We start from the raw sequence: 22,470 nt of genomic DNA, 5'->3' as shown, positions 1-22,470 counted from the left end.
GGGGGCGGAACGATTAGTCGTCGTGGTGATGCCGCTCGTGGCCATGACCATGATGACCTTGATCGTCATCGTCATCGCGATCGTGGCGGCGATAATCATCATGCGGACGCCAGCGGTCGTCGCGCCAGTCATAATGGTTCGCCCACCAGTCATGATCGCGCCAGCGATCGCCGTCCCAGTAGCGTCCATAATCATCACGGTCGCCGATTTGCAGCTTCACCGCCGGGATCAGGGTAATTTCATCTGCATGAACCAACGCAGGAGCGACCAGCAGCAGAGAAAGCGCCAGCAAAACAGGTTTCAGCATTGTCATAAGCAACCCCTTCTATTCGCCCCCATTATGGGTCGATAACAAAATATTAACCCTGCAAAACTACCCTGTTTATTCTCCGCAATCTGAATTTATGCTCTTCCGCATTTATTGGTCAGTTATACACAATCTCTCCATTTTCGGGCGTAAAAAAACCGGGCGCGGAGCCCGGTTTAACGAACAGCGGAGTGGCAATGCTAGCCCATCATCAGCTTACGCAGCGCGGCGAAGTCGGCTGGGAGATTGTGCGAGAGCAGCGGCAGGTCGGCGCGGTCGGCCAGTTCTTTCGGCAGCGGCAACGTCTCCTGTAGGATCTCTTCTACGCTCTCTTTGAATTTAGCCGGATGCGCCGTTCCGAGGAATAACCCATATTCTCCCGGCTGCAGCTGGTCGCGCAACGCGCGATAGGCAATGGCCGCATGCGGTTCCGAGGTATAGCCGATGGCTTTCAATTCACGCATGGTCGCTTTAGTGGTTTCATCATCCACCGCAGCATAGCCCAGTTCATTCAGACGCCATATTTTACGGCGGAATAACTCCTCCACGCGCGGCCAGTTGTTCGGTTGGCTGACGTCCATCGCGTTAGACAGGGTCGCCTGCGTCGCCTTCGGCGCCCAGTTGCCATCCTGCAGGAAGCGCGGCACGGTGTCATTGGCGTTGGTCGCGGCAATAAAACGCTTAATCGGCAGCCCCAGCGATTTCGCCAGCAGGCCGGCAGTAAGATCGCCGAAGTTGCCGCTTGGCACCGACACCACCAGCTGATTGCGGGCTTCCTGCGGCAATTGCGCGACCGCCTCGAAGTAGTAGCAGATCTGCGCCAGCAGGCGGCTGATGTTAATCGAGTTGGCGGAGTTGAGGCCGAGCGCCACCTTCAGCTCTTCATCGTCAAACGCCTGCTTAACCAGCGCCTGACAGGCGTCGAAGTCGCCGTCAATCGCCACGGTTTCGATATTGCCGCCCAGGGTACAGAACAGCTTCTCCTGCAGCGGGCTGATCTTACCGCGCGGATAGAGGATAACCACTTTGACGTTCGGCAGGCCGTAGAAGGCGTGCGCCACGGCCGCGCCGGTGTCGCCGGAGGTAGCGGTCAGAATCGTCACCGGCTTATCGCCCGCGATATGCGTCAGCATTTGGGCCATAAAGCGGCCACCAAAGTCTTTAAACGCCAGCGTCGGACCGTGGAACAGTTCCAGGCAGCCGATATCATCCTGTACTTGACTTACCGGCGCCGGGAAGGCGAACGCCGCGGCAACGCGGGCCTGTAGTTCATTCTGCGGGATCTCGTCGCCAATAAAGGCCGACAGGATTTTCGCGCTGCGGGTCACGAAATCCTGTTCCAGCATTTCGTCGATTTCAGTCAGGTTGAATTCCGGCAGATCGTGCGGAAAGAACAGCCCCTGTTGTTTGCCAAGCCCTTGCGTCACGGCCTGCGCGAAGCTGACCTGTTCGTTATGATCTTTTAAGTTATACAGTTTCATCACTTATCCCACTACTCGAGCGCCCGCCGTGTCCAGCCGGCAAATATGAACGAAGCCTTCCTGATTTTGCAGATAATGCGCGGCCAGCCAGTCGGCGACGCGCTGCGCGGTGTCCGGTTTATCGCACAACGCGAACAGCGTCGGGCCGGAGCCGGAAATACCGCAAGCCTGCGCGCCGATCTCCATCGCCGCCTGACGCGCTTCACTGAAGCCCGGCAGCAGTTTGGTACGGTACGGTTCGGCGATAACATCTTTCATTAACTTTGCCGCCAGCTGCGGCTGACGGCTATAGCAGGCGTGAATAAACCCTGCAAGGTGACGACCGTGGGCGATACAGTCCTGGCGGCGATACTGCGCCGGAAGAATCGCACGCGCTTCGGCGGTAGAGACCTTAATCCCCGGATAGGCCAGCACCCACAACCATTCATCAAAACCCGGGATCTGCTGGCTGATGATGCCATTTTCTTCGATCATCAGTTGCATACCGCCAAGGTAGCACGGCGCCACGTTATCATAGTGAACGCTACCGGAGATGCGCCCTTCCATCTCGCCCATCAGCGCCAGCATTCGGGTTTCATTCAGCGGCTTACCACAAAACTCATTCATTGCCACCAGCGCGGCGACCACCGAACAAGCGCTGGAGCCAAGGCCCGAGCCGATCGGCATATTTTTTTCCAGGGTCATCGCCACCGGAACCGTTTTACCGATCTCGCGGCAAAAGGCTTCCCAGCATTGATAAACGATATTTTCCTGCGGCGCCGACGGTAATTTGCCGGCGAAGCGGCCTACATTACGTAGGCTAAACTCCGCCGCCGTCTCTACCGAGACGTTATCCCCCAGCAAGGTGCCGTCAACCGGCGTCACCGCGGCTCCCAGCACATCAAAACCGACGCTCATATTGGCACTGGAAGCCGGGGCGTATACTTTGACCATCTTAAACTCCTAACTTCCATGACAGGGTGCGTAGCAGGTCGGCGAACACGCCAGCCGCCGTCACGTCATTCCCCGCGCCATAGCCGCGCAGCACCAGCGGCAGAGGCTGATAATAGTGGCTGTAAAATGCCAACGCGTTCTCGCCGTTTTTCACCTTGAACAGCGGATCGTTGCCGTCGACTTCGGCGATTTTCACCCGGCAGACGCCATCTTCTTCAATATTGCCGACGTAGCGTAAGACTTTACCCTCGTCGCGCGCTTTAGCAACCCGCGAGGCGAATTGATCGTCAAGCGTCGGCAGTCGCGCCATAAAGCTTTCGACATCGCCGCTGGCGTCAAAGTCGGCAGGCAGCGCAGGCTCAACGATAATATCCGAGAGCTCCAGCTCGCGCCCGGTTTCGCGGGCAAGGATCAGCAGCTTGCGCGCCACATCCACGCCGGAAAGATCGTCGCGCGGGTCCGGTTCGGTATAGCCCATCTCGCGCGCCAGTTTAGTGGCTTCAGAAAGGCTCATGCCCTCATCCAGCTTACCAAAAATAAAGGAAAGCGAGCCGGAGAGGATCCCGGAAAAATGCACCAGCTCATCACCAGCGTTCAGCAGATTCTGCAGGTTTTCAATGACCGGCAGACCCGCGCCGACGTTGGTGTCGTAGAGGAACTTGCGCCGCGAGCTGCTGGCGGCGTGACGCAACTGGTGATAGTAATCCAGCGAAGAGGTATTGGCCTTTTTATTCGGCGTCACCACATGGAAACCTTCACGCAGGAAGTCAGCGTACTGATCGGCCACCGCCTGGCTGGAGGTACAATCGACGATAACCGGGTTCAGCAGGTGATACTCTTTCACCAGACGGATTAAACGGCCCAGATTAAAGGGCTCTTTCGCTTCCGCGAGTTCGCTACGCCAGTTTTCCAGATTCAAGCCATGGACGTTCGTCAGCAGCGCCTGTGAATTGGCGACGCCGCATACGCGCAGATCGATATGCTTGCCCTTCAACCAGCTCTGCTGGCGCTTAATCTGTTCGATTAACGCGCCGCCGACGCCGCCGACGCCAATCACGAAGACTTCGATGACCTGGTCGGTGTTAAACAGCATCTGATGCGTGACGCGCACGCCGGTAGTCGCGTCGTCGTTGCTGACGACCACCGAAATTGAACGCTCGGAAGAGCCCTGGGCAATCGCCACGATATTAATATTGGCGCGCGCCAGCGCGGCGAAGAATTTCGCCGAGATACCGCGCAGCGTGCGCATTCCATCGCCCACGACGGAGATGATCGCCAGCCGCTCCATGATTGACAGCGGCTCCAGCAGCCCTTCTTTCAGTTCGAGATAAAATTCCTCTTCCATCACTCGCTTCGCCCGCGCGCTGTCGCTTTGCGGCACGCAGAAGCTGATGCTGTATTCCGAAGAAGACTGGGTAATCAGCACCACGGAGATACCGGCGCGGGACATGGTGGCGAAAACGCGCGCCGCCATACCGACCATGCCTTTCATTCCCGGCCCGGAAACGTTGAACATGGCCATATTGTTAAGATTAGAGATCCCTTTTACCGGCAGGCCGTCTTCATCAAGGCTGGCGCCGATAAGCGTGCCCGGCGCCTGCGGATTACCGGTATTTTTAATCAGGCAGGGGATCTGGAACTGGGCGATGGGAGCGATAGTGCGCGGATGCAGCACCTTCGCGCCGAAATAGGAGAGCTCCATCGCTTCTTGATAAGACATGGATTTCAGCAGCCGCGCATCCGGTACCTGACGCGGGTCGCAGGTATAGACGCCATCAACGTCGGTCCAGATTTCGCAGCAGTCGGCGCGCATACAGGCTGCCAGCACGGCAGCGGAGTAATCAGAACCATTACGCCCGAGAACCACCAGCTCACCCTTTTCGTTACCGGCGGTAAAGCCGGCCATCAGCACCATGTGGTCTGCCGGGATTTGGCTGGCGGCGATACGGCGGGTAGATTCAGCAATATCAACAGTGGATTCAAGGTAGTGGCCGACGGCCAACAGTTTTTCGACCGGATTAATCACGCTGACCTTGTGGCCGCGCGCTTCCAGCAGCGCCGCCATGATAGCGATAGAGAGCTTTTCACCGCGGCAGATCAGCGAGGCATTAACGCCGTCCGGGCACTGGCCCAGCAGGCTGATACCGTGCAACACGTGTTTAATCTGCGCGAATTCCTGGTCTACGAAAGTTTTCAGCTGTGCGAGCGGGAAGCCTGGTTGAATGTCGGCCAGTCCCTGCAGCAGGTCGGCAAAAATGCGTTCAGCGTCGGCGATATTGGTAAGAGCGTCCTGACCGCTAATGGTTTTTTCAATCATTGCGACCAGATGGTTGGTGATTTTCGCCGGGGCAGACAGCACGGTCGCAACCTGCCCCTGCCTGGCATTGCTCTCCAGGATATCGGCAACCCGCAGAAAACGTTCTGCATTTGCCACTGATGTACCGCCGAACTTCAACACTCGCATGGTTCTTACCCCTTGATCTCTTGTCAAAAAAAAAGCCCGCACTGTTCAGGTGCGGGCTTTTTTCTGTTGTTTCCTGTACGCGTCAGCCCGCACCGTTACCTGTGGTAATGGTGGTGGTGATAATGGTGGTAATCATGCCGATGCGATTCATGGATGTTGTGTACTCTGTATTTTTATCTGTCTTGTGTCCTGCCTATATTGGTTAAAGTATCTGCCTGCTTAAGTCAACGAATTTCTAAATTGGCGACTTTTCAACCAACACCGTCATTACGCCACAGCGCCCCGATATTTCCGCCGCATTGCCAGACGGTTGCTGTTGAAATCAGTACATTCAACCATAAAAATAACTTATCACAGGATTTTATTCAGATAGATTTTTTTCAATATCATGCAGCAAACGATGCAACATGGCGGTGTCGCGCTGTTGTAACAGGCCGATCCGCTGCTGTAGCCAGTCGGCCAGTTTTATGTCGTCATCGACACCCAAGCGTCCAAGTAGCGAAAGCGTCCGCTGACGTAGCGCCTGCAATTGTTTTTCGTCGGTTTCAGGCGCCTGAACCGCAGTCTGCTGCTGCAGCGAGCTCAGCTGATAGCAATACACCATTACCGACTGCCCAAGATTCAAGGAGGGATAATCGGCGACCATCGGCACGCCGGTAAGCACATCGGCCAGCGCCAGTTCATCGTTAGTTAATCCGGAATCTTCACGGCCAAAGACCAGCGCCGTATGTTTCATCCATTGCGCTTTTTCTTCCAGCAGCGGTAGCAACTGCTGCGGCGTGGCGTAGTAGTGAAAACGCGCGCGACTGCGGGCGGTAGTGGCGACGGTAAAGTCGACATCGTGCAGGGCCTGCTCAAGCGTCGGATAGGTTTTTATATTATCTAAAATATCTCCCGAACCATGCGCAACCCAGCGCGCGGCAGGCTGCAGATGCGCTTCGCTATCGACAATCCGCAGTTCGCTGAATCCCATGGTTTTCATCGCTCGCGCCGCCGCGCCGACGTTTTCAGCCCTCGCGGGGGCCACTAAAATGATCGATAAACGCATTATGCTTCCCTTATCCACTTACGCGGCGTGACTCTGCGGTCTCCCCCATTTTACGCGGCGAAAATTTACAAATTTGCAACAAAAATCACTAAAAATGAGCTTTATTACTCTTAAAAAAAACTAAACTGTTCACATTGGACACCAATACGGAGTATGTTAACAGAACGCATTTATCCATATGTTTGGCAATGATATTTCAGTTTTCATTTGTCTACGGGCTTTGGATTCATTGCATTTATTAATTCATAGCTGCAACTAATTGAGCTGTGTAAGAAATGTGACGATAAATCGCAAATCGATGCAATGATTTCACAAGACTGTTAACGTGCTACAATTGAACTTGATATATGTCAACGAAGCGTAGTTTTATTGGGTGTTCGGCCTCTCTTAGCCTGTTATGTTGCTGTTAAAATGGTTAGGATGACAGCCGTTTTTGACACCGTCGGGTCCAGAGGGAAAGTACCCACGACCAAGCTAATGATGTTGTTGACGTTGATGGAAAGTGCATCAAGAACGCAATTACGTACTTTAGTCATGTTACGCCGGACATGTTAATTTGTGGCATGTACCAGGCAGGTCAGGGACTTTGGTACTTCCTGTTTCGATTTAGTTGGCAATTTAGGTAGCAAACATGCAGACCCCGCACATTCTTATCGTTGAAGACGAGTTGGTAACACGCAACACGTTAAAAAGTATTTTCGAAGCAGAAGGTTATGATGTATTCGAAGCGACCGATGGCGCGGAAATGCATCAGATCCTGTCTGAAAATGATATCAACCTGGTGATCATGGATATCAACCTGCCAGGTAAAAATGGTCTTCTGCTCGCGCGTGAACTGCGTGAGCAGGCTGACGTCGCGCTGATGTTCCTTACCGGCCGCGACAACGAAGTTGATAAAATTCTTGGCCTCGAAATCGGCGCCGATGACTATATCACTAAACCGTTTAACCCGCGTGAACTGACTATCCGCGCGCGTAACCTGCTCTCCCGTACCATGAACCTGGGTACCGTGAGCGAAGAGCGTCGCAGCGTTGAGAGCTACAAGTTCAACGGTTGGGAACTGGATATCAACAGCCGTTCATTGGTGAGCCCAAACGGCGAGCAGTACAAGCTGCCGCGTAGCGAATTCCGCGCGATGCTGCACTTCTGCGAAAACCCGGGCAAAATCCAGTCACGCGCAGAGCTGCTGAAGAAAATGACCGGTCGCGAGCTGAAGCCGCATGACCGTACCGTGGACGTGACCATTCGTCGCATTCGTAAGCATTTCGAATCCACGCCGGATACTCCGGAAATCATCGCCACGATTCACGGTGAAGGTTACCGTTTCTGCGGCGATCTGCAGGAATAATTCTGGTTATCCCGCAGCTATAATGCAAAAACAGCGCCTTCTGGCGCTGTTTTTTTATGCTACTTTTACTTCCAGATACGTAGCGTGTCGTCATCCTTGCTTTGCGGTTTTTCCGGTTTGCTCTGCGGTAGAGATAAGGCATACCAGTCCACGCGGCGGGTCAGGAACATCAACGCGCACAGCGCCAGCAGTAGCACCCCAGTGCCGAGCAGCAGCGCGCTATCCTCAGAACGCAGCAGTAGCCACATCACGCCATCCAGCAGCAGCAGCGCCACGACGAATAACAGACTATTACGCCACCCTTTCAGTACCGCCTGTAAATAAATACCGTTGATTACCGCGCCAATCAGGCTGGCTATCGCCCAGGCTCGGGTAAAGCCAATATGCTCAGAGAGCGCCAGCAACACGAGGTAGAACATCACCAGCGATAAGCCGACCAGCAGATACTGCATCGGGTGCAGACGACGATGCGTCAGGCTCTCGAAAACGAAGAAGGCCATAAAAGTCAGTGCGATTAACAGGATGGCGTATTTAGTCGCCCGGTCGGTGAGCTGATATTGATCGGCCTGCGACATCACGTCCACGCTAAAGGCGGGTAAACGCGACCACTCAATATCGGTGTCATCGGCGAAATAGTTGCCCATATTGTTGGCAAACCAACTGCTCTGCCAGTGTGCGCTATAACCCGAGGCGCTCACTTCGCGTTTCGTAGGCAGGAATCTGCCAAGGAATCCTGGATGCGGCCAGTTACTGGTCAGCTGCAGCTCGCTGTTGCGGCCCAACGGTACAACGGAGAAGCCGCCGGTACCGTTAAGATTGAGGGTAAAAGCAATATCCAGCGGTTTATTGTCTGCGCTTAACGCCGGCATCGGCATATGAATGCCTACCCCGCCGCCGTTCAATCCCAATCCCGGTTCAACGGTCAGTGCCGTACCGTCAATTACCGGCGCGTTGATCACGCCGATGCCGCGGGCATCGCTCACGCTAAGCACTAAAAACGGTTTTCCTAAATTGATATTTGCCTTTTGCAGCTCTTTCAGCCGCGAAGGATCGAACTGCGCCTGAATTTGCAGGGCATTATGCCAGACCTGCCCACTGTATATGCCGACTTTTCTCGACTCCACATTTTGCACACCGTTAACCGTCAGCGTTTCCGGTAGCCAGTAGTAGATCCAGCGACGCTGATATTCGACCTCTTTTTGGTTCTCCATACGAAATAGCGTCTCGGTCACCGGGATAGCAACCAGCGGCCCCGTCAGCTTTTGTGAACCGCTGGTACTGTGCTCTATCGCATCCACTACATCGCTGCGATAGTCCGCACGCTCGCTAATAAGCGCTCTGACCATCATCAGCGGCACGGACAACAGCAAAATACAGCCCAACAGCGTACTAATTTTCCAGAATAATGGTGATTTCATCATAGCCTTCTCCCTATCGTGATGGGCTCACTGTAGGGCGGCTATGTGCAGTGTGTTTGAAGCTATGTGAAGGGACGGTGAAGTTGTAGCGTCGCGACAACGCCGCCTTCAGGGCGATTACGCAGGCTAATATCACCCTGATGCAGACGCGCCACCTCACGCACAAACGCCAGTCCTAAACCGCTGCTCTTATGGCCATCTTCCCGCGGCAGCGAGTAAAAGCGTTCAAAGACGCGCGCCAGCGCAAAGTCAGGAATACCGCGACCGTTATCCGTCACGCTTAGCTGCGCCTCTTCGTGGCACGTCTCCACCGCCAGAGCGATTTCACCGCCGCGGGGGGTAAAGTCAATCGCATTATCGATAAGATTGCCCAGCGCCTGCGCCAGTAGTTCGCTATCGCCATTCACCGTTACCCCGCTCTTCTGCCAGCGCAGGGTGATGGCTTTCGCCTCCAGAGCAATGTCGCGTTCATCCGCCAGACGTTGGAAAAGCGCATCAACCGAAACCAACTGCGGCGTTATCTCCAGCCGATTTTCCAGCCGCGCCTGTTGCAGCAGTTTTTCCACCAACAGCTGCATGCGGGTATTCTGCGCAAGAATATTTGCCGTGAAACGCGCGGCGACCTCAGGCGGCGGCCCCTCGCGCAAGATCTCCGCCGCACCGCGGATCGCCGCCAGCGGGCTTTTGAGTTCATGAGTGAGATCGTAGACATAGTTTTCGATCGCGTTCTTGCCTTCTAGCTTCACGCGCATGCTCTCCAGCGCCTGCGCCAGCTTGCTTAACTCGCTACTGCCGACGTTCGGCAGAGGCAACGGACGCTCGGCAGTCACCGAATCGGCGTAACGCACCAGTTTGCCAATAGAGAAGTTAATCCACCAGACCATCCCGGCGCCGATCAGTAAAGCAATCCCCAGCAGCGCGCCACCGGCCCACAATATCCGCCGCTCGCTGCGTTTAATCACCGGCGTCATTGCCAGATTAGGTTTACCAACGCTGACCACGCCGATGATACGCCCGTTATCCATCACCGGCGCGGCAATGTACATGACTGAGCTATTATCATCATTGGGGTCACTGCGCGAACTGCGGGCGCCGTACTGGCCGCGCAGGGTCAGCCAGACGTCATTCCAGCGCGAATAATCCTGGCCAACCGCCTCCCCGCAGGAGTCAAACACCACCTTCCCCTGAGCATCCGTCAGATAGACGCGGTACTCATTGCGCATTTTCCTGATACCGCTGATATTGGCGTTGATGGGCTGCTGATTAAGCGACTGAAAGGCCTGCGCCAGCCGCCCCTGCTGCGGATTTACCGAAAGAAGATCCTCCCGGGCCAGCGCCGCCAATAGCGTTGCGGTATCGTTAAGCGTGCCTTCCGTTGCCCGGCGCACGCCCGGTTTGACTTCCTGCACAAAGATAGAGAGCACAAACCACGCGGCAATGCCGACAATCAAGAAATACCCCAGTAGCAGGCGCATCCCGATACGCATCAATAGCCCCCCAGGCTATAGCCCAGACCGCGATGCGTATTAATCGGGTTAATATCAGGATTCACCGCCCGCAGCTTGGCGCGTAGGGTTTTGATATGGGTATCGACGGTACGATCGATACTCTCGTAAGCATCGCTCCACACTCGCTCCATCAACTGCTGGCGAGAGAACACGCGACCGGGGGCGTTAATGAGGGTTTTCAACAGCAGGAATTCGTAACGCGTCAGGCTCAGCGGTTGACCGTACCAGCTAATTGTCATCGCCAGCTCATCCAACACGAACTCGCCAACGCGCACCACCGGCGAAGGGGTAGAAAATTTCTGCAGGCGACGCAGAACGGTACGCACCCGCGCGCAGACTTCGCGCGGCGAAAACGGTTTGGCGATATAGTCGTCAGCGCCAATTTCCAGCCCCAGCAGCTTATCAACCTCTTCGCTGCGTGCGGTCAAAAACAGTACTGGCAATGCCTGATGGCGCGCCAGCAGTCGTCGGCATAGTTCAAAGCCGCTAATATCCGGCAAGCCGACGTCGAGGATCGCTAAATCCGGGCTCTGATGCAGCGCCGCATCAAGCGCGGGCAACCCGCGCTCGAAGACGGTCACGTCGAATCCTTCCTGCTGCAGCATGTAAACAAGGGTATCGGCGATACTCTGTTCATCCTCAACTAACCAAATCCGTGGCTGTTGCATTGTGACTCCCGTTTATTTATTCCACGGCATGATCGGCACGGCGCTGATGGCATTCTTCGGCGAGCCGTCGACCACTTTATCCGAATAGGTCAGGTACACCAGCGCATTGCGTTTAGCGTCATAGAAGCGTACGACCTGCAGTTTTTTGAACACCAGCGAGGTACGTTTCTGGAATACCACATCGCCCTGGCTTTTGCCGTTTTTGATTTTATCCGTCAACTCAATCGGCCCGACCTGCTGGCAGGAGATGGCGGCGTCTGAGGTATCTTCCGCCAGCCCCAGCCCGCCTTTAATGCCGCCTGTTTTTGCCCGGCTAATATAGCAGGTGACGTTTTGTACATCGGGATCGTCGAAGGCTTCGACCACGATTTTATGATCCGGCCCCAGCCATTTAAATACCGTATCGACGGAGCCGATTTGCTCGGCGTGCGCCAGTTGGCCTGCGGCCAGCAAGAACAAACCTGCCACTAACTTCTTGTATTTCATATTGTTACCATTTCTTAAAATTCCGCTGCGTGATAATCACAAACGCTGTGGAAAAGGTTTAAAGATCACAGCTTTACAAAATTACCAACGATATCCACCAGATAATCGCATTTATAAGCAAAAAAAACACTGAATGCTAAAACATCAAAAAATGCTATTATCCGCTACCTTAATATAGGTACCTGAGTTTAAAGGATGGGGACATTTTATGGATCAAGCTGGGATTATTCGCGATCTCCTGAGCTGGCTGGAAGGTCACCTGGATCAGCCCCTCTCGTTGGATAATGTGGCGGCGAAGGCAGGTTATTCCAAGTGGCATTTGCAACGTATGTTTAAAGACGTCACGGGTCAAGCCATCGGTGCCTATATTCGCGCACGCCGTCTCTCCAAATCCGCCGTGGCGCTACGCCTGACCGCACGCCCGATTCTCGACATCGCGCTGCAGTATCGCTTCGATTCTCAACAGACGTTCACCCGCGCCTTTAAAAAACAGTTTAATTTGACCCCAGCGCTCTACCGCCGTTCTCCGGACTGGAGCTCGTTCGGTATGCGTCCGCCGCTGCGGCTCGGCGAATTTACCATGCCGAAGCATGAGTTTGTGACCCTGAGCACCACGCAACTGGTCGGCGTGACCCAAAGCTATACCTGTAAGCTTGAAGAGATTTCTGAATTCCGTAACCAGATGCGCGTTCAGTTCTGGCGCGAATTCCTCGGTAATGCGCCCAGCATTCCGCCAACGCTGTACGGCCTGCATGAACCGCGTCCAAGTCTGGAAAAAGATGACGAGCAGGAGGTGTTCTACACCACCGCGCTAACGCCGGAGATGGCGAACGGGCACCTGCATAACTCTCATCCGGTGATTCTGGAAGGCGGCGAGTATGTGATGTTCACTTACGAAGGATTAGGCACCGGGCTGCAGGAGTTTATCCTGACGGTATACGGCACCTGTATGCCGATGCTGAACCTCACCCGCCGCAAAGGCCTGGATATTGAGCGCTTCTATCCGGAAGATGATAACCGGAACCAGGCCACGCCAATTCAGCTGCGCTGCGAATACCTGATTCCGATTCGTCGTTAACGCTGTAGTTCGTCCATCGCGGGGGCATCGAGATGCGAAACGTCCCCCGCGGTCTCCACCACCCATCCTGACGCCAGCCACGGGCTCTGCTGATAATCAACGCGTGAAATCGAACAGTTGCGCAGGCGCAGACGGCGCTCCGCATAAGCAGGCAGCCCGAGGATTGTGCTCACCAGACAGCCCAGAGCCATCCCATGACTCACCAGCAGCGGCCGGCTACCTGGCGGTAATTCCAGACAGGATGATAGCGCCGCGCGCATACGCTCGCTCAGCTCCTGCATGGATTCGCCCTGCGGTATGCGCCCATCCGGCGTACCGTTGACCAACTGACGGCGCCAGCCCTCTTCTTCCTCACTAAGCGAGTCGATATGGCGCTTCTCCAGCACCCCCATATCCAGCTCGCGCAGGCGCGGATCGGTAACGACGCCGCAGCCGCAGGCTTCAGCGATAATTTCTGCCGTGCGGCGGGTACGCCCGAGGTCGCTGGCGATAATATGGGTGATCCCCAACGTTCTGGCGCGCTCGCCCACCTGCCATGCCTGGCGCTCGCCGTGAGCGGTCAGTGGGCTATCGGACTGGCCTTGAATACGTCGCTCGGCGTTCCACTGCGTTTCACCGTGGCGAACAAGGTATACCTGTAACATGCTTATTTTCCGTTCTGAACCCTTCATCAATCGACGATCGGCGCTATCGGCTACCGCCAGAGTGATTTAGAGTATACTGCGATGACGTTAATTAATTCTGAGTTGTTTTGATTATGCACCATGTTGTCTCAGCTACCACTAATCCCGCCAAAATTCAGGCAATTCTGCAGGCTTTTAACGAGATCTTCGGCGAAGGATCCTGCCACATTGAGTCCGTCGCCGTCGAGAGCGGCGTGCCGGAACAGCCCTTCGGCAGCGAGGAAACGCGGGCTGGCGCACGAAATCGCGTCGCTAATGCCCGTATCGCGCAGCCGGAAGCCGATTTTTGGGTGGCGATAGAAGCCGGGATCGATGAAGGCAGCACCTTCAGTTGGGTGGTAATTGAGAGCCAGCAGCAGCGCGGCGAAGCGCGCTCGGCAACCCTGCCGCTGCCGGAAGTCATTCTTGCGCAGGTTCGCGCCGGGGAAGCGCTGGGGCCGGTCATGTCGGAGCATACCGGTATCGATGAGATAGGCCGCAAAGAGGGCGCTATTGGCGTCTTTACCGGCGGCAAGCTGACGCGCAGCAGCGTCTACCATCAGGCGGTCGTGCTGGCACTCAGCCCATTCCATAACGCTATTTATCGTTAAGCAGGGTCTGTTCCAGCCACTGGCGTAGCTCTACCGGCGCCGATTTCAGGCTATTCGAACCGCGGGTAATGGTGGCAATACCGGCGCCGAGTTCGTTTTTGAGCTCGCGCTGGCTCATCTCGCCGCGCAGCAACTCTTCAATAATACGCACCCGGGTGCCCAGCGCTTCGCGCTCGTCGGGCGTCAGCATCAGCTGCAGTAACGGCAGGTGAAGGTCTTCGGCGTAAGCTTGCTGCAGCAGCGCCACGAAACGTAGCCACTCCTGATGACGTTGTTCGGCCACGGCCGCTGAATAGGGAGATTGTTGGGTCATGTTACGTCGCCATGTTGAGACGGGCAGCCAGGCTGCCCGTCGAATGTACTCATCAACGAGTACAAAGAATAACATACTTCCGAACAATCAGTAACGCTGTTGCCATTCGGCGTCGCTCAGCAAGTTATCCTGCTTGCCCATAAAGTAGCGGTAATAGGCATCGTAAGAGAGGACGTTTTTTACATAGCCGCGGGTTTCCGAGAACGGAATACTCTCGACAAATGCCACCGCATCGATGCGCCCGGCGCTATTGCCCTGCCAGGTTCGCACGCGTCCAGGCCCGGCGTTATAGGCGGCGGAAGCGTAAATACGGTTATTGCCGAACTGCTGGTAGACGTACTGCAGATAGCTGGTACCAATGTTGATATTGGTTTCCGGATCCAGCAGCTGCGACGGACCGCTATAGCCAGGAATGCTGAACATGCTAACGGTATGCGTCGCGGTGCCCGGCATAATCTGCATCAAGCCGCTGGCGCCGACCGGTGAACGCACTTTCGGGTTCCAGGCGCTCTCCTGACGCGCAATCGCCATCGCGTAGCTCTGCGGAATATCTTTGCCGCTAATATAACGCGCGAACAGATCGTTGTACGCCAGCGGGAAGCGCTCTTCCAGCTGATCCCACAATTTACCGGCGATCGTCGCCTGTACGCTAAGATCCCACCAGTGTTGATCAAAAGCGTAACGCGCCAGCTGCGCCTGCTGCGATTTGGTCCGGCTACTCACCAGGTTCGCCCATTCGCTGCGCGCGGTGTTGTCCATGTTCCAGTACATCAGCTCGCGAACGCGCGCCATCTCAGGGCCAGAGGCCAGCGCCGGGTCGATAGTGCCGGAGGCTTTATCAATGCGGAAGGTGTACTCTTCACCCAGACGCTGAGCGGCAACCATCGGATAGAAGCCGCGCTGCTGCATCAGCGAATGCAAGATGGCTTTCGCTTCGTCATCGCGCCCGCGCTCCAGCAGCAGATCCGCCTGCCAGTAGCGCCACTCGTCTTTCTCTTTCGCCTCCATCGGCAGACGCGCCAGCCAGGTGTTCAGCCCATGACGATCGCCGTTGCCAAGCGCCATACGAACCCGGCGTTCCACAAGCGGGGTCGATTGCGAACGCATGATCGCGTCATCGCGCCACTCCGCCTGCGCTTCGGTCACATCGCTGCCCATCAGACGCCAGGCGACGATATCGCGCAGCTCCTGGGTTTGATCCTCATTCAACTGCTGCGCCTGCACCAGCGATGGGATCATCAGACGGGCGTTTTCCACATCCTGACGCGCGACGCTGGCAAAAGCGACCGCCGCCATCTGGCGGGTAAAGTCGGTGGCCCCGGTGGTGCGGGCAAAGGTCATCACGCTATTGGGGTCGTTGGCCAACGCCACCACCGCCGAAGAGATGCTCTGATAGTTTGACGGCATCTGCTGAGCAAGCACGCGGACCAGGCTGGTATTGCCGGCCTTCATCGCCAGGCGGATTCGTTCGAGATAGGCCAGTGGATCCTGCTGCCCGGAATCGCGCCATGCGCTGAACAGCGGATCGCAGGCATTTGGCTGGCTCTTACCAGTCAGCCACAGCTCTTTCGCCCCGCTCCACGCCTCCTGCGACTGGCCGACGCTGAGTTTGGCGTAGTAGTAGTTACACTGCGCTTCGGTTGTCGCCGGTTTATCCGGGCTGAACGCCAGTAAGCCTCGCCAGTCGGTGCGCCGCGCCAGCTCATTAACAAAGCGTGATTTCAGCGAACGCGCCGCCGGTAGCGTCGGGTTCGCCGCAATGAAATTAGTGACCACCAGCGGCGGCTGGTTCATCAGGTCATCGGTAATTTGTCGATATTGCAGGTAGGGATACAGCGGATAGCTGCTGAGCGTGGGCATCAACTGGTTGACGACATCCATCTGGCGGTTGTCCCACGCCTGTTTAATTTGAGCATAGCGGCTGCGCTGTTCATCCAGTGAATCCGCATGCGCCAGCTGGCTTAGCGTCAGCAGACTCACGCCGGCAGCCAGAAGACGCCATGCCGTAGTTTTGGCTTTTTCCACAAGCTCTTCCTCTAGTTTGGTGCATCACCGCGGCATCGTGCCGCTTCAAAAAAATCAGGTATTGCTTAGTTATGCTAATCAGACAACTGAAAACATGCCATGTCCTGAACATTTTTTTACGCTTCTGTGAATCCTGTCGCCTCGCTGGGATTACCGCGCGAAAAAGGCTACACTTCGCCTTTGAACTATCTATCAGAATAGAAAGAGGCGAAGTCCAACGTGGCTCAATTCGTTTATACCATGCATCGTGTCGGCAAAGTGGTTCCGCCGAAACGTCATATTTTGAAAAATATCTCCCTCAGTTTCTTCCCTGGCGCGAAAATCGGTGTTCTCGGTCTGAACGGCGCCGGTAAATCTACCCTGCTGCGCATCATGGCCGGTATCGACACCGAGATCGAAGGTGAAGCGCGCCCGCAGCCCGGGATCAAAATCGGCTACCTGCCGCAGGAGCCGCAGCTGAATCCGGAGCACACCGTACGCGAATCCGTTGAAGAAGCGGTCGCCGAAGTGGTTAACGCGCTGAAAGGCCTGGACGAAGTTTATGCCAAATACGCCGAGCCGGATGCCGACTTCGATAAGCTTGCCGCGCAACAGGGCAAGTTCGAAGAGATCATCCAGGCGCACGACGGCCATAACCTGAACGTGCAGCTGGAGCGTGCGGCCGATGCCCTGCGCCTGCCGGACTGGGATGCGAAAATCGCCAATCTTTCCGGTGGTGAACGCCGCCGCGTCGCACTGTGCCGCCTGCTGCTGGAAAAACCAGACATGCTGCTGCTCGACGAACCGACCAACCACCTCGACGCCGAGTCCGTCGCCTGGCTGGAGCGCTTCCTGCACGATTTCGAAGGCACCGTAGTGGCGATTACCCACGACCGTTACTTCCTCGATAACGTCGCCGGCTGGATCCTCGAGCTTGACCGCGGCGAAGGTATTCCGTGGGAAGGCAACTACTCCTCCTGGCTGGAGCAAAAAGATCAGCGTCTGGCGCAGGAAGCTTCTCAGGAAGCCGCACGCCGCAAATCTATCGAGAAAGAACTCGAGTGGGTTCGCCAGGGCGCGAAAGGCCGTCAGTCTAAGGGCAAAGCCCGTCTGGCGCGCTTTGAAGAGCTTAATAACGTCGAATACCAGAAACGTAACGAGACCAACGAACTGTTCATTCCGCCAGGAGCGCGTCTGGGCGATAAAGTTCTGGAAGTCAGCAATCTGCGCAAATCTTACGGCGACCGCGTACTGATTGACGATCTGAGCTTCTCCGTACCGAAAGGCGCTATCGTTGGTATCATCGGTCCGAACGGCGCGGGTAAATCTACCCTGTTCCGCATGATGTCCGGCCAGGAACAGCCTGATTCCGGCACCATCACGCTGGGTGAAACCGTTAAGCTGGCCTCTGTCGATCAGTTCCGTGACGCGATGGACAACAGCAAGACCGTTTGGGAAGAAGTGTCCGGCGGCCTGGATATCATGAAGATCGGCAACACAGAGATGCCAAGCCGCGCCTACGTTGGCCGCTTTAACTTCAAAGGCGTCGACCAGGGCAAACGCGTTGGCGAGCTGTCCGGCGGTGAACGCGGTCGTCTGCACCTGGCAAAGCTGCTGCAGGTCGGCGGTAACGTACTGCTGCTCGATGAACCAACCAACGACCTGGATATCGAAACCCTGCGCGCGCTGGAAAACGCCCTGCTGGAGTTCCCGGGCTGCGCCATGGTTATCTCGCACGACCGCTGGTTCCTTGACCGTATTGCGACCCACATTCTGGATTACCAGGATGAAGGTAAAGTTGAGTTCTTCGAAGGTAACTTTACCGAGTACGAAGAGTACAAGAAACGCACCCTCGGCGCCGATGCGCTGGAGCCGAAGCGTATCAAGTACAAACGTATCTCAAAATAAAATACAAAAAGGCAACGCAAGTTGCCTTTTTTAGTGTTTGCTCCCTCTCCCAATGGGAGAGGGCCGGGGTGAGGGTAAGGTAAATGCAAAAAGGCAACGCAAGTTGCCTTTTTTAATGTTTGCTCCCTCTCCCATTGGGAGAGGGTCGGGGTGAGGGTAAGGTAAATGTAAAAAGGCAACGCAAGTTGCCTTTTTTAATGTTTGCTCCCTCTCCCATTGGGAGAGGGCCCGGGTGAGGGTAAGGTAAATGTAAAAAGGCAACGCAAGTTGCCTTTTTTAGTGTTTGCTCCCTCTCCCATTGGGAGAGGGTTGGGGTGAGGGTAAGGTAAATGCAAAAAGGCAACGCAAGTTGCCTTTTTTAGTGTTTGCTCCCTTTCCCATTGGGAGAGGGTCGGGGTGAGGGTAAGGTAAATGTAAAAAGGCAACGCAAGTTGCCTTTTTTAGTGTTTGCTCCCTCTCCCATTGGGAGAGGGTTGGGGTGAGGGCTACAGCCCGCAGAGCCTCTACCCCTGCTCGCCCATCAGCTGCTTCACCAGCTCAACGCAGCGCAGGAACCGGGCGTCGTAGTCCGACTCTTCCACGTGGACGAACTCGATGCCGTTTTCTTTCAGCAGTGACACCAGCAACGTCTGAAACTCTTTGCGATCTACCGAACTACCGAGGCTACGCAGCCCATCGGCCACCCAAGGCGTGTTGTTCTCCAGCAGGATCACCAGATCAAAGCGGTATTCATCGATTAACGCCTGCACGAACGGATGCTCGCGGCCTTCGTACTTCAGGCAGAAGGCCTGAGTGCTGACGAAGTCGGTATCGATAAACGCCACCTTATTGGCATACTTCACCGCGAAATCAATGTACTGTGCGTGCCCCAGCGCGATTTTATCGTAATCGGAATACTGCAACGCCATTTCATCGCCGCCGAGGTGTGAAAAGACGTAATCGCGGCCGTATTCCCAGGCGCTGGTGGTATTGAAGATATTGGCGAGCTTATTCACCAGCGTCGATTTACCGCTCGACTCGCCGCCTAGGATCGCCACCGTACGCACAAAGAACGGTTTTACTTCGGTCGGAATATATTCCCAATAGCGGAACGGGTTTTCGCGGATCTGGCCGCCGCTGATACTCATGAAGGTTCGCTTCGGATCGATAAGCACGGTTTCGATCCCCAGATGCTCCAGATACTGCGGCGCATCGGCCTCTTCCGAGGTGTAGATCCAGTTAGGTTCGATCCCTTTCTCGCTCATGAAGGCGCGGATCCCGCGGCTCCAGACGTCCCAGCCGTGCGGGTACGGCTCCATCCCCTCTTCGTTGAAGGCGTGGATGCGAATGTTTTTTTGATATTTAAAGGTTTGCAGCAGCCAGCGCAGACGATCGGGAACCGTCGGCTGTTGCGACATGGCGCTCTCCTCGAACAGCTCGCGGTCACGAGTGTCGTCATAGCCCATGACGATATGAAGCTCATCGACCTGGCTACAGGCGCGCTGAATCAGGTAAATATGCCCGGTATGCAGCGGATAAAATTTACCAAAAACCACCCCGACGCTTTTCTGTTTACGCGGGAATTCAAGGCCGAGGAAGCGGTGTAAGGCTTCGAGCTTCTGGGCGCTCGGGCTTTTGATTTTCGCGTTTAATAGCTGACTGAGATAACCTTTGGTCATCCCGCTGGCTTCCGCCACCTGCTGCAGCGTACAACCCTTTTGCTTAATGGCGTTTTTCAGATAGTCGAATGACGACATAGTTTATGCGTGCCTCCTGCAAACTCGGGTTTGATACCCGTCATACCCTGAAGTATGACGGGTATCATTATAAGTCGTCAAAAACGCTCAGCGCATCGGCCAGTTTTTTCACGCCAAAGATTTGCATCCCTTCCGGCGCTTTTTTAGGCACGTTTGCCGCAGGTACGATGGCGCGACGGAACCCGTGCTTCGCCGCCTCGGAAATACGTTCCTGGCCGCTTGGCACCGGGCGAATTTCACCGGCTAATCCGACTTCGCCAAAGACCACCAGATCCTGCGGCAACGGGCGATCGCGCAGGCTCGAAACCATCGCCAGCAGCAGCGCCAGGTCGGCGCTGGTTTCAGTGACTTTGACCCCGCCAACCACGTTAACGAAGACGTCCTGATCGGCCATCTGCAGGCCGCCATGACGGTGCAGCACCGCCAGCAGGATCGCCAGACGGTTCTGCTCCAGGCCTACCGCGACGCGACGCGGATTAGACATCATCGAGTGATCGACCAGCGCCTGGATCTCAACCAGCAGCGGACGGGTGCCTTCCCATACCACCATGACCGAGCTGCCAGAGGTGACTTCATCGCCGCGGCTGAGGAAGATGGCGGAGGGGTTGCTCACTTCGCGCAGGCCCTGCTCGGTCATCGCGAAGACGCCGAGTTCATTGACCGCGCCAAAGCGGTTTTTATGGCTGCGCAACGTGCGGAAACGGGAATCCGCATCGCCGTCCAGCAGCACCGAGCAGTCAATACAGTGTTCCAGTACTTTCGGACCGGCCAGCGAGCCGTCTTTGGTGACGTGGCCGACCATCACAATCGCCACGCCGCGAGTTTTGGCAAAGCGCGTCAGATAGGCCGCGGTTTCGCGTACCTGGGCCACGCTCCCCGGCGACGACTGGACATCAGCCATATGCATCACCTGGATGGAGTCGATGACCATCAGCTGAGGCTTTTCTTCATCGGCGATCTGGCAGATTTGCTCGATGCTGGTCTCCGAGAGCATATTCAGATTCGCCGTCGGCAGCCCGAGACGATGCGCGCGCATCGCGACCTGCTGCAGGGATTCTTCCCCGGTGACGTACAGCGTTTTCATTCCTTCCGCCAGCTTGCAGAGCGTTTGCAGCAGCAGCGTCGATTTCCCGGCGCCGGGGTTGCCGCCGATTAGAATGGCGCTACCCGGTACCACGCCGCCGCCGAGCACGCGGTCGAACTCTTTAAATCCGGTGGAGAAACGCGGCAGCGCCTCCAGGCTTATCTCCGACAGCTTCTGTACCTTCGACACGCCGGCATTACCGGCGTAGCCTGACAGACGCTCGTTTCTCGCCACCTGCGGCGAGGCGGCGATGCGCATCTCGGTGATGGTATTCCAGGCATGGCAGGCGCTGCACTGCCCCTGCCAGCGCGGATAATCCGCACCACATTCATTACAGACAAATGCGCGTTTTGGAGCTTTCGCCACGTTAACCTCTTACTTTTGATTCATGCTGCCGGAGAGAATACAGAATACCCCCATCAGGTCAGCGTGGCGGATGGTGACTTCCGCCTGTTCATTGACTTTTGGTTTCGCATGATAGGCAATGCCGAGGCCTGCCGCCTTGATCATCGGCAGATCGTTGGCGCCATCGCCAATCGCCACGGTTTGCGCCGGCGGAATCTCATATTTTTCCGCCAGTTTACGCAGAGTATTGGCTTTATATTTGGCATCGACAATGTCGCCGATAACGTTGCCGGTGAGCTTGCCGTCCATGATTTCCAGCTCGTTGGCGAATACCGCGTCGAGATGCAGCTTATCGCGCAGGTATTCGGCAAAGAAGGTAAAGCCGCCGGAGGCGATGGCTACCTTCCAGCCCAGCGTTTCCAGCTTCAGCACCAGTTGCGTCAGCCCCGGCATCAGCGGCAGCGCTTCCCGCACCTGCAGCAGGATGTTCGCGTCGGCGTCTTTCAGGGTGGCGACGCGCTGGCGCAGGCTGGCGGTGAAGTCGAGCTCGCCGCGCATCGCGCGTTCGGTCACTTCCGAAACCAGCTCGCCGGTGCCGGCAAGCTTAGCAATTTCATCGATACATTCGATCTGAATCGCCGTGGAGTCCATATCCATCACCAACAGGCCCGGCGTGCGCAGATGCGGGATTTTGCCCAGCGGCGCGACGTCCAGCCCGGCTTCATGGGCCAGGCGTGTGGCGCGCTGCGTCAGCGAGCCCGCCAGGCGAATCACCTGATAGTCTTCCACGACCCAGGAAGAGACGATAACCAGCGCCGCGCCGAGTTCGCGCTGCCACGCCGTCAGCCGACGTTTATCGAGACCGCGACCATACAGCAGCCAGCCGCTGCGCCCGGCGTGATAATCCAGCGGCATGACCTCGTCGCCGCTCAGGGAAAGCGGCAACCCAGGCCACAAGGAAACATCTTCGGGCAGGTCGCACCAGGTCAAACTGTTAGGCATTACGGCTCCACATCTCTTCATTCAGGCGAGGAAAATAACGCATGAGGCTACCTTGTAACCAGCGCT

General features: G+C 56.1%; 21 protein-coding genes and 1 other annotated feature. Of the genes, 4 read left to right on the top strand and 17 right to left on the bottom strand.

The genetic code is table 11. From position 1 onward, the window contains the following. Positions 1–13: 13 nt before the first annotated feature. The 7 genes from AC22LX_RS21790 to yjjY all read right to left on the bottom strand — a co-directional run bounded on the left by AC22LX_RS21790 (position 14) and on the right by yjjY (position 6,769). The gene (locus AC22LX_RS21790) at positions 14–313 is read right to left on the bottom strand and encodes a DUF2502 domain-containing protein (RefSeq protein ID WP_063447679.1); all 300 of its coding nucleotides are present in this window, start codon (positions 311–313) and stop codon (positions 14–16) included. A 194-nt stretch (positions 314–507) separates the two neighbouring features. Beyond that, positions 508–1,788, bottom strand: coding sequence for a threonine synthase (thrC, locus tag AC22LX_RS21785; protein WP_049060232.1), 1,281 nt, complete (start codon positions 1,786–1,788; stop codon positions 508–510). Between the two features lie 3 nt (positions 1,789–1,791). After that, the gene (gene thrB / locus AC22LX_RS21780) at positions 1,792–2,721 is read right to left on the bottom strand and encodes a homoserine kinase (protein ID WP_045395879.1); all 930 of its coding nucleotides are present in this window, start codon (positions 2,719–2,721) and stop codon (positions 1,792–1,794) included. Between the two features lies 1 nt (position 2,722). Further along, complete coding sequence (gene thrA / locus AC22LX_RS21775) at positions 2,723–5,185, bottom strand: bifunctional aspartate kinase/homoserine dehydrogenase I (protein WP_045395882.1); 2,463 nt, start codon at positions 5,183–5,185, stop codon at positions 2,723–2,725. A gap of 25 nt (positions 5,186–5,210) precedes the next feature. Continuing rightward, positions 5,211–5,329 (bottom strand) — a sequence feature (Thr leader region). Further along, positions 5,268–5,336, bottom strand: coding sequence for a thr operon leader peptide (gene thrL / locus AC22LX_RS21770; RefSeq protein ID WP_004222578.1), 69 nt, complete (start codon positions 5,334–5,336; stop codon positions 5,268–5,270). Its footprint overlaps the feature before it by 62 nt. A 210-nt stretch (positions 5,337–5,546) precedes the next feature. Continuing rightward, positions 5,547–6,233: a tRNA/rRNA methyltransferase gene (locus tag AC22LX_RS21765; RefSeq protein ID WP_045395885.1), complete on the bottom strand. Its 687-nt coding sequence runs from the start codon at positions 6,231–6,233 to the stop codon at positions 5,547–5,549. 395 nt (positions 6,234–6,628) lie between these two features. After that, complete coding sequence (yjjY, locus tag AC22LX_RS21760) at positions 6,629–6,769, bottom strand: YjjY family protein (protein WP_001541509.1); 141 nt, start codon at positions 6,767–6,769, stop codon at positions 6,629–6,631. 95 nt (positions 6,770–6,864) lie between these two features. On the opposite strand from yjjY, the gene arcA reads away from it, so the two are divergent. Next, complete coding sequence (gene arcA / locus AC22LX_RS21755) at positions 6,865–7,581, top strand: two-component system response regulator ArcA (RefSeq protein ID WP_002887843.1); 717 nt, start codon at positions 6,865–6,867, stop codon at positions 7,579–7,581. Positions 7,582–7,646: 65 nt separating this feature from the next. Here arcA and creD read toward each other — a convergent pair whose 3' ends face one another. The 4 genes from creD to creA are packed head-to-tail and all read right to left on the bottom strand — an operon-like array spanning position 7,647 to position 11,661. Beyond that, positions 7,647–9,002, bottom strand: a complete 1,356-nt coding sequence (gene creD / locus AC22LX_RS21750) for a cell envelope integrity protein CreD (RefSeq protein ID WP_047043915.1) — start codon at positions 9,000–9,002, stop codon at positions 7,647–7,649. A 59-nt stretch (positions 9,003–9,061) separates the two neighbouring features. After that, complete coding sequence (gene creC / locus AC22LX_RS21745) at positions 9,062–10,486, bottom strand: two-component system sensor histidine kinase CreC (RefSeq protein WP_487334216.1); 1,425 nt, start codon at positions 10,484–10,486, stop codon at positions 9,062–9,064. Then, the gene (creB, locus tag AC22LX_RS21740) at positions 10,486–11,175 is read right to left on the bottom strand and encodes a two-component system response regulator CreB (protein WP_045395896.1); all 690 of its coding nucleotides are present in this window, start codon (positions 11,173–11,175) and stop codon (positions 10,486–10,488) included. The genes creC and creB overlap by 1 nt, the downstream gene beginning before the upstream one ends. Positions 11,176–11,187: 12 nt before the next feature. After that, the gene (gene creA, locus AC22LX_RS21735) at positions 11,188–11,661 is read right to left on the bottom strand and encodes a protein CreA (protein WP_020079661.1); all 474 of its coding nucleotides are present in this window, start codon (positions 11,659–11,661) and stop codon (positions 11,188–11,190) included. Positions 11,662–11,869: 208 nt separating this feature from the next. On the opposite strand from creA, the gene robA reads away from it, so the two are divergent. Next, complete coding sequence (robA, locus tag AC22LX_RS21730; protein ID WP_045395899.1) at positions 11,870–12,739, top strand: MDR efflux pump AcrAB transcriptional activator RobA; 870 nt, start codon at positions 11,870–11,872, stop codon at positions 12,737–12,739. Here the strand turns inward: robA and gpmB are convergent. Then, positions 12,736–13,383, bottom strand: a complete 648-nt coding sequence (gpmB, locus tag AC22LX_RS21725; protein ID WP_015368369.1) for a 2,3-diphosphoglycerate-dependent phosphoglycerate mutase GpmB — start codon at positions 13,381–13,383, stop codon at positions 12,736–12,738. The genes robA and gpmB overlap by 4 nt on opposite strands. A 113-nt stretch (positions 13,384–13,496) precedes the next feature. Between gpmB and yjjX the strand changes: the two genes are divergently transcribed. Further along, the gene (gene yjjX / locus AC22LX_RS21720) at positions 13,497–14,012 is read left to right on the top strand and encodes an inosine/xanthosine triphosphatase (RefSeq protein ID WP_487334215.1); all 516 of its coding nucleotides are present in this window, start codon (positions 13,497–13,499) and stop codon (positions 14,010–14,012) included. Here the strand turns inward: yjjX and trpR are convergent. Beyond that, the gene (gene trpR / locus AC22LX_RS21715) at positions 13,999–14,325 is read right to left on the bottom strand and encodes a trp operon repressor (RefSeq protein WP_015368371.1); all 327 of its coding nucleotides are present in this window, start codon (positions 14,323–14,325) and stop codon (positions 13,999–14,001) included. The two genes, yjjX and trpR, sit on opposite strands and share 14 nt — an antisense overlap. A gap of 87 nt (positions 14,326–14,412) precedes the next feature. Further along, positions 14,413–16,350 (bottom strand): murein transglycosylase, encoded by a 1,938-nt coding sequence (gene sltY / locus AC22LX_RS21710; protein WP_047043908.1) that lies wholly within the window; start codon positions 16,348–16,350, stop codon positions 14,413–14,415. A 219-nt stretch (positions 16,351–16,569) separates the two neighbouring features. Here sltY and ettA point away from each other — a divergent pair, with 219 nt between their 5' ends. Next, entirely contained in the window at positions 16,570–18,237 is a 1,668-nt protein-coding gene (ettA, locus tag AC22LX_RS21705; RefSeq protein WP_023291900.1) for an energy-dependent translational throttle protein EttA, read from the top strand. Positions 18,238–18,740: 503 nt separating this feature from the next. On the opposite strand, the gene nadR is transcribed toward ettA, so the two are convergent. The 3 genes from nadR to serB form a co-directional block, all read right to left on the bottom strand. Further along, the gene (gene nadR / locus AC22LX_RS21700; RefSeq protein WP_487334214.1) at positions 18,741–19,973 is read right to left on the bottom strand and encodes a multifunctional transcriptional regulator/nicotinamide-nucleotide adenylyltransferase/ribosylnicotinamide kinase NadR; all 1,233 of its coding nucleotides are present in this window, start codon (positions 19,971–19,973) and stop codon (positions 18,741–18,743) included. A gap of 67 nt (positions 19,974–20,040) precedes the next feature. Then, the gene (radA, locus tag AC22LX_RS21695) at positions 20,041–21,423 is read right to left on the bottom strand and encodes a DNA repair protein RadA (protein ID WP_015368375.1); all 1,383 of its coding nucleotides are present in this window, start codon (positions 21,421–21,423) and stop codon (positions 20,041–20,043) included. Between the two features lie 9 nt (positions 21,424–21,432). Then, entirely contained in the window at positions 21,433–22,404 is a 972-nt protein-coding gene (gene serB, locus AC22LX_RS21690; RefSeq protein WP_015704324.1) for a phosphoserine phosphatase, read from the bottom strand. Positions 22,405–22,470 lie beyond the last annotated feature (66 nt).

Source organism: Klebsiella sp. PK01 (genome assembly GCF_057624675.1).
This window is presented reverse-complemented; position numbering and strand designations above follow the sequence as displayed.

Coding starts and splice junctions, on each gene's coding strand:
- arcA (WP_002887843.1), top strand. CDS start 6,865: ATGCAGACCCCGCACATTCTTATCGTTGAAGACGAGTTGGTAACACGC.
- robA (WP_045395899.1), top strand. CDS start 11,870: ATGGATCAAGCTGGGATTATTCGCGATCTCCTGAGCTGGCTGGAAGGT.
- serB (WP_015704324.1), bottom strand. CDS start 22,404: ATGCCTAACAGTTTGACCTGGTGCGACCTGCCCGAAGATGTTTCCTTG.
- yjjX (WP_487334215.1), top strand. CDS start 13,497: ATGCACCATGTTGTCTCAGCTACCACTAATCCCGCCAAAATTCAGGCA.
- AC22LX_RS21790 (WP_063447679.1), bottom strand. CDS start 313: ATGACAATGCTGAAACCTGTTTTGCTGGCGCTTTCTCTGCTGCTGGTC.
- creB (WP_045395896.1), bottom strand. CDS start 11,175: ATGCAACAGCCACGGATTTGGTTAGTTGAGGATGAACAGAGTATCGCC.
- nadR (WP_487334214.1), bottom strand. CDS start 19,973: ATGTCGTCATTCGACTATCTGAAAAACGCCATTAAGCAAAAGGGTTGT.
- thrB (WP_045395879.1), bottom strand. CDS start 2,721: ATGGTCAAAGTATACGCCCCGGCTTCCAGTGCCAATATGAGCGTCGGT.
- gpmB (WP_015368369.1), bottom strand. CDS start 13,383: ATGTTACAGGTATACCTTGTTCGCCACGGTGAAACGCAGTGGAACGCC.
- creD (WP_047043915.1), bottom strand. CDS start 9,002: ATGATGAAATCACCATTATTCTGGAAAATTAGTACGCTGTTGGGCTGT.
- yjjY (WP_001541509.1), bottom strand. CDS start 6,769: ATGACTAAAGTACGTAATTGCGTTCTTGATGCACTTTCCATCAACGTC.
- creC (WP_487334216.1), bottom strand. CDS start 10,486: ATGCGTATCGGGATGCGCCTGCTACTGGGGTATTTCTTGATTGTCGGC.
- AC22LX_RS21765 (WP_045395885.1), bottom strand. CDS start 6,233: ATGCGTTTATCGATCATTTTAGTGGCCCCCGCGAGGGCTGAAAACGTC.
- thrA (WP_045395882.1), bottom strand. CDS start 5,185: ATGCGAGTGTTGAAGTTCGGCGGTACATCAGTGGCAAATGCAGAACGT.
- thrC (WP_049060232.1), bottom strand. CDS start 1,788: ATGAAACTGTATAACTTAAAAGATCATAACGAACAGGTCAGCTTCGCG.
- creA (WP_020079661.1), bottom strand. CDS start 11,661: ATGAAATACAAGAAGTTAGTGGCAGGTTTGTTCTTGCTGGCCGCAGGC.
- trpR (WP_015368371.1), bottom strand. CDS start 14,325: ATGACCCAACAATCTCCCTATTCAGCGGCCGTGGCCGAACAACGTCAT.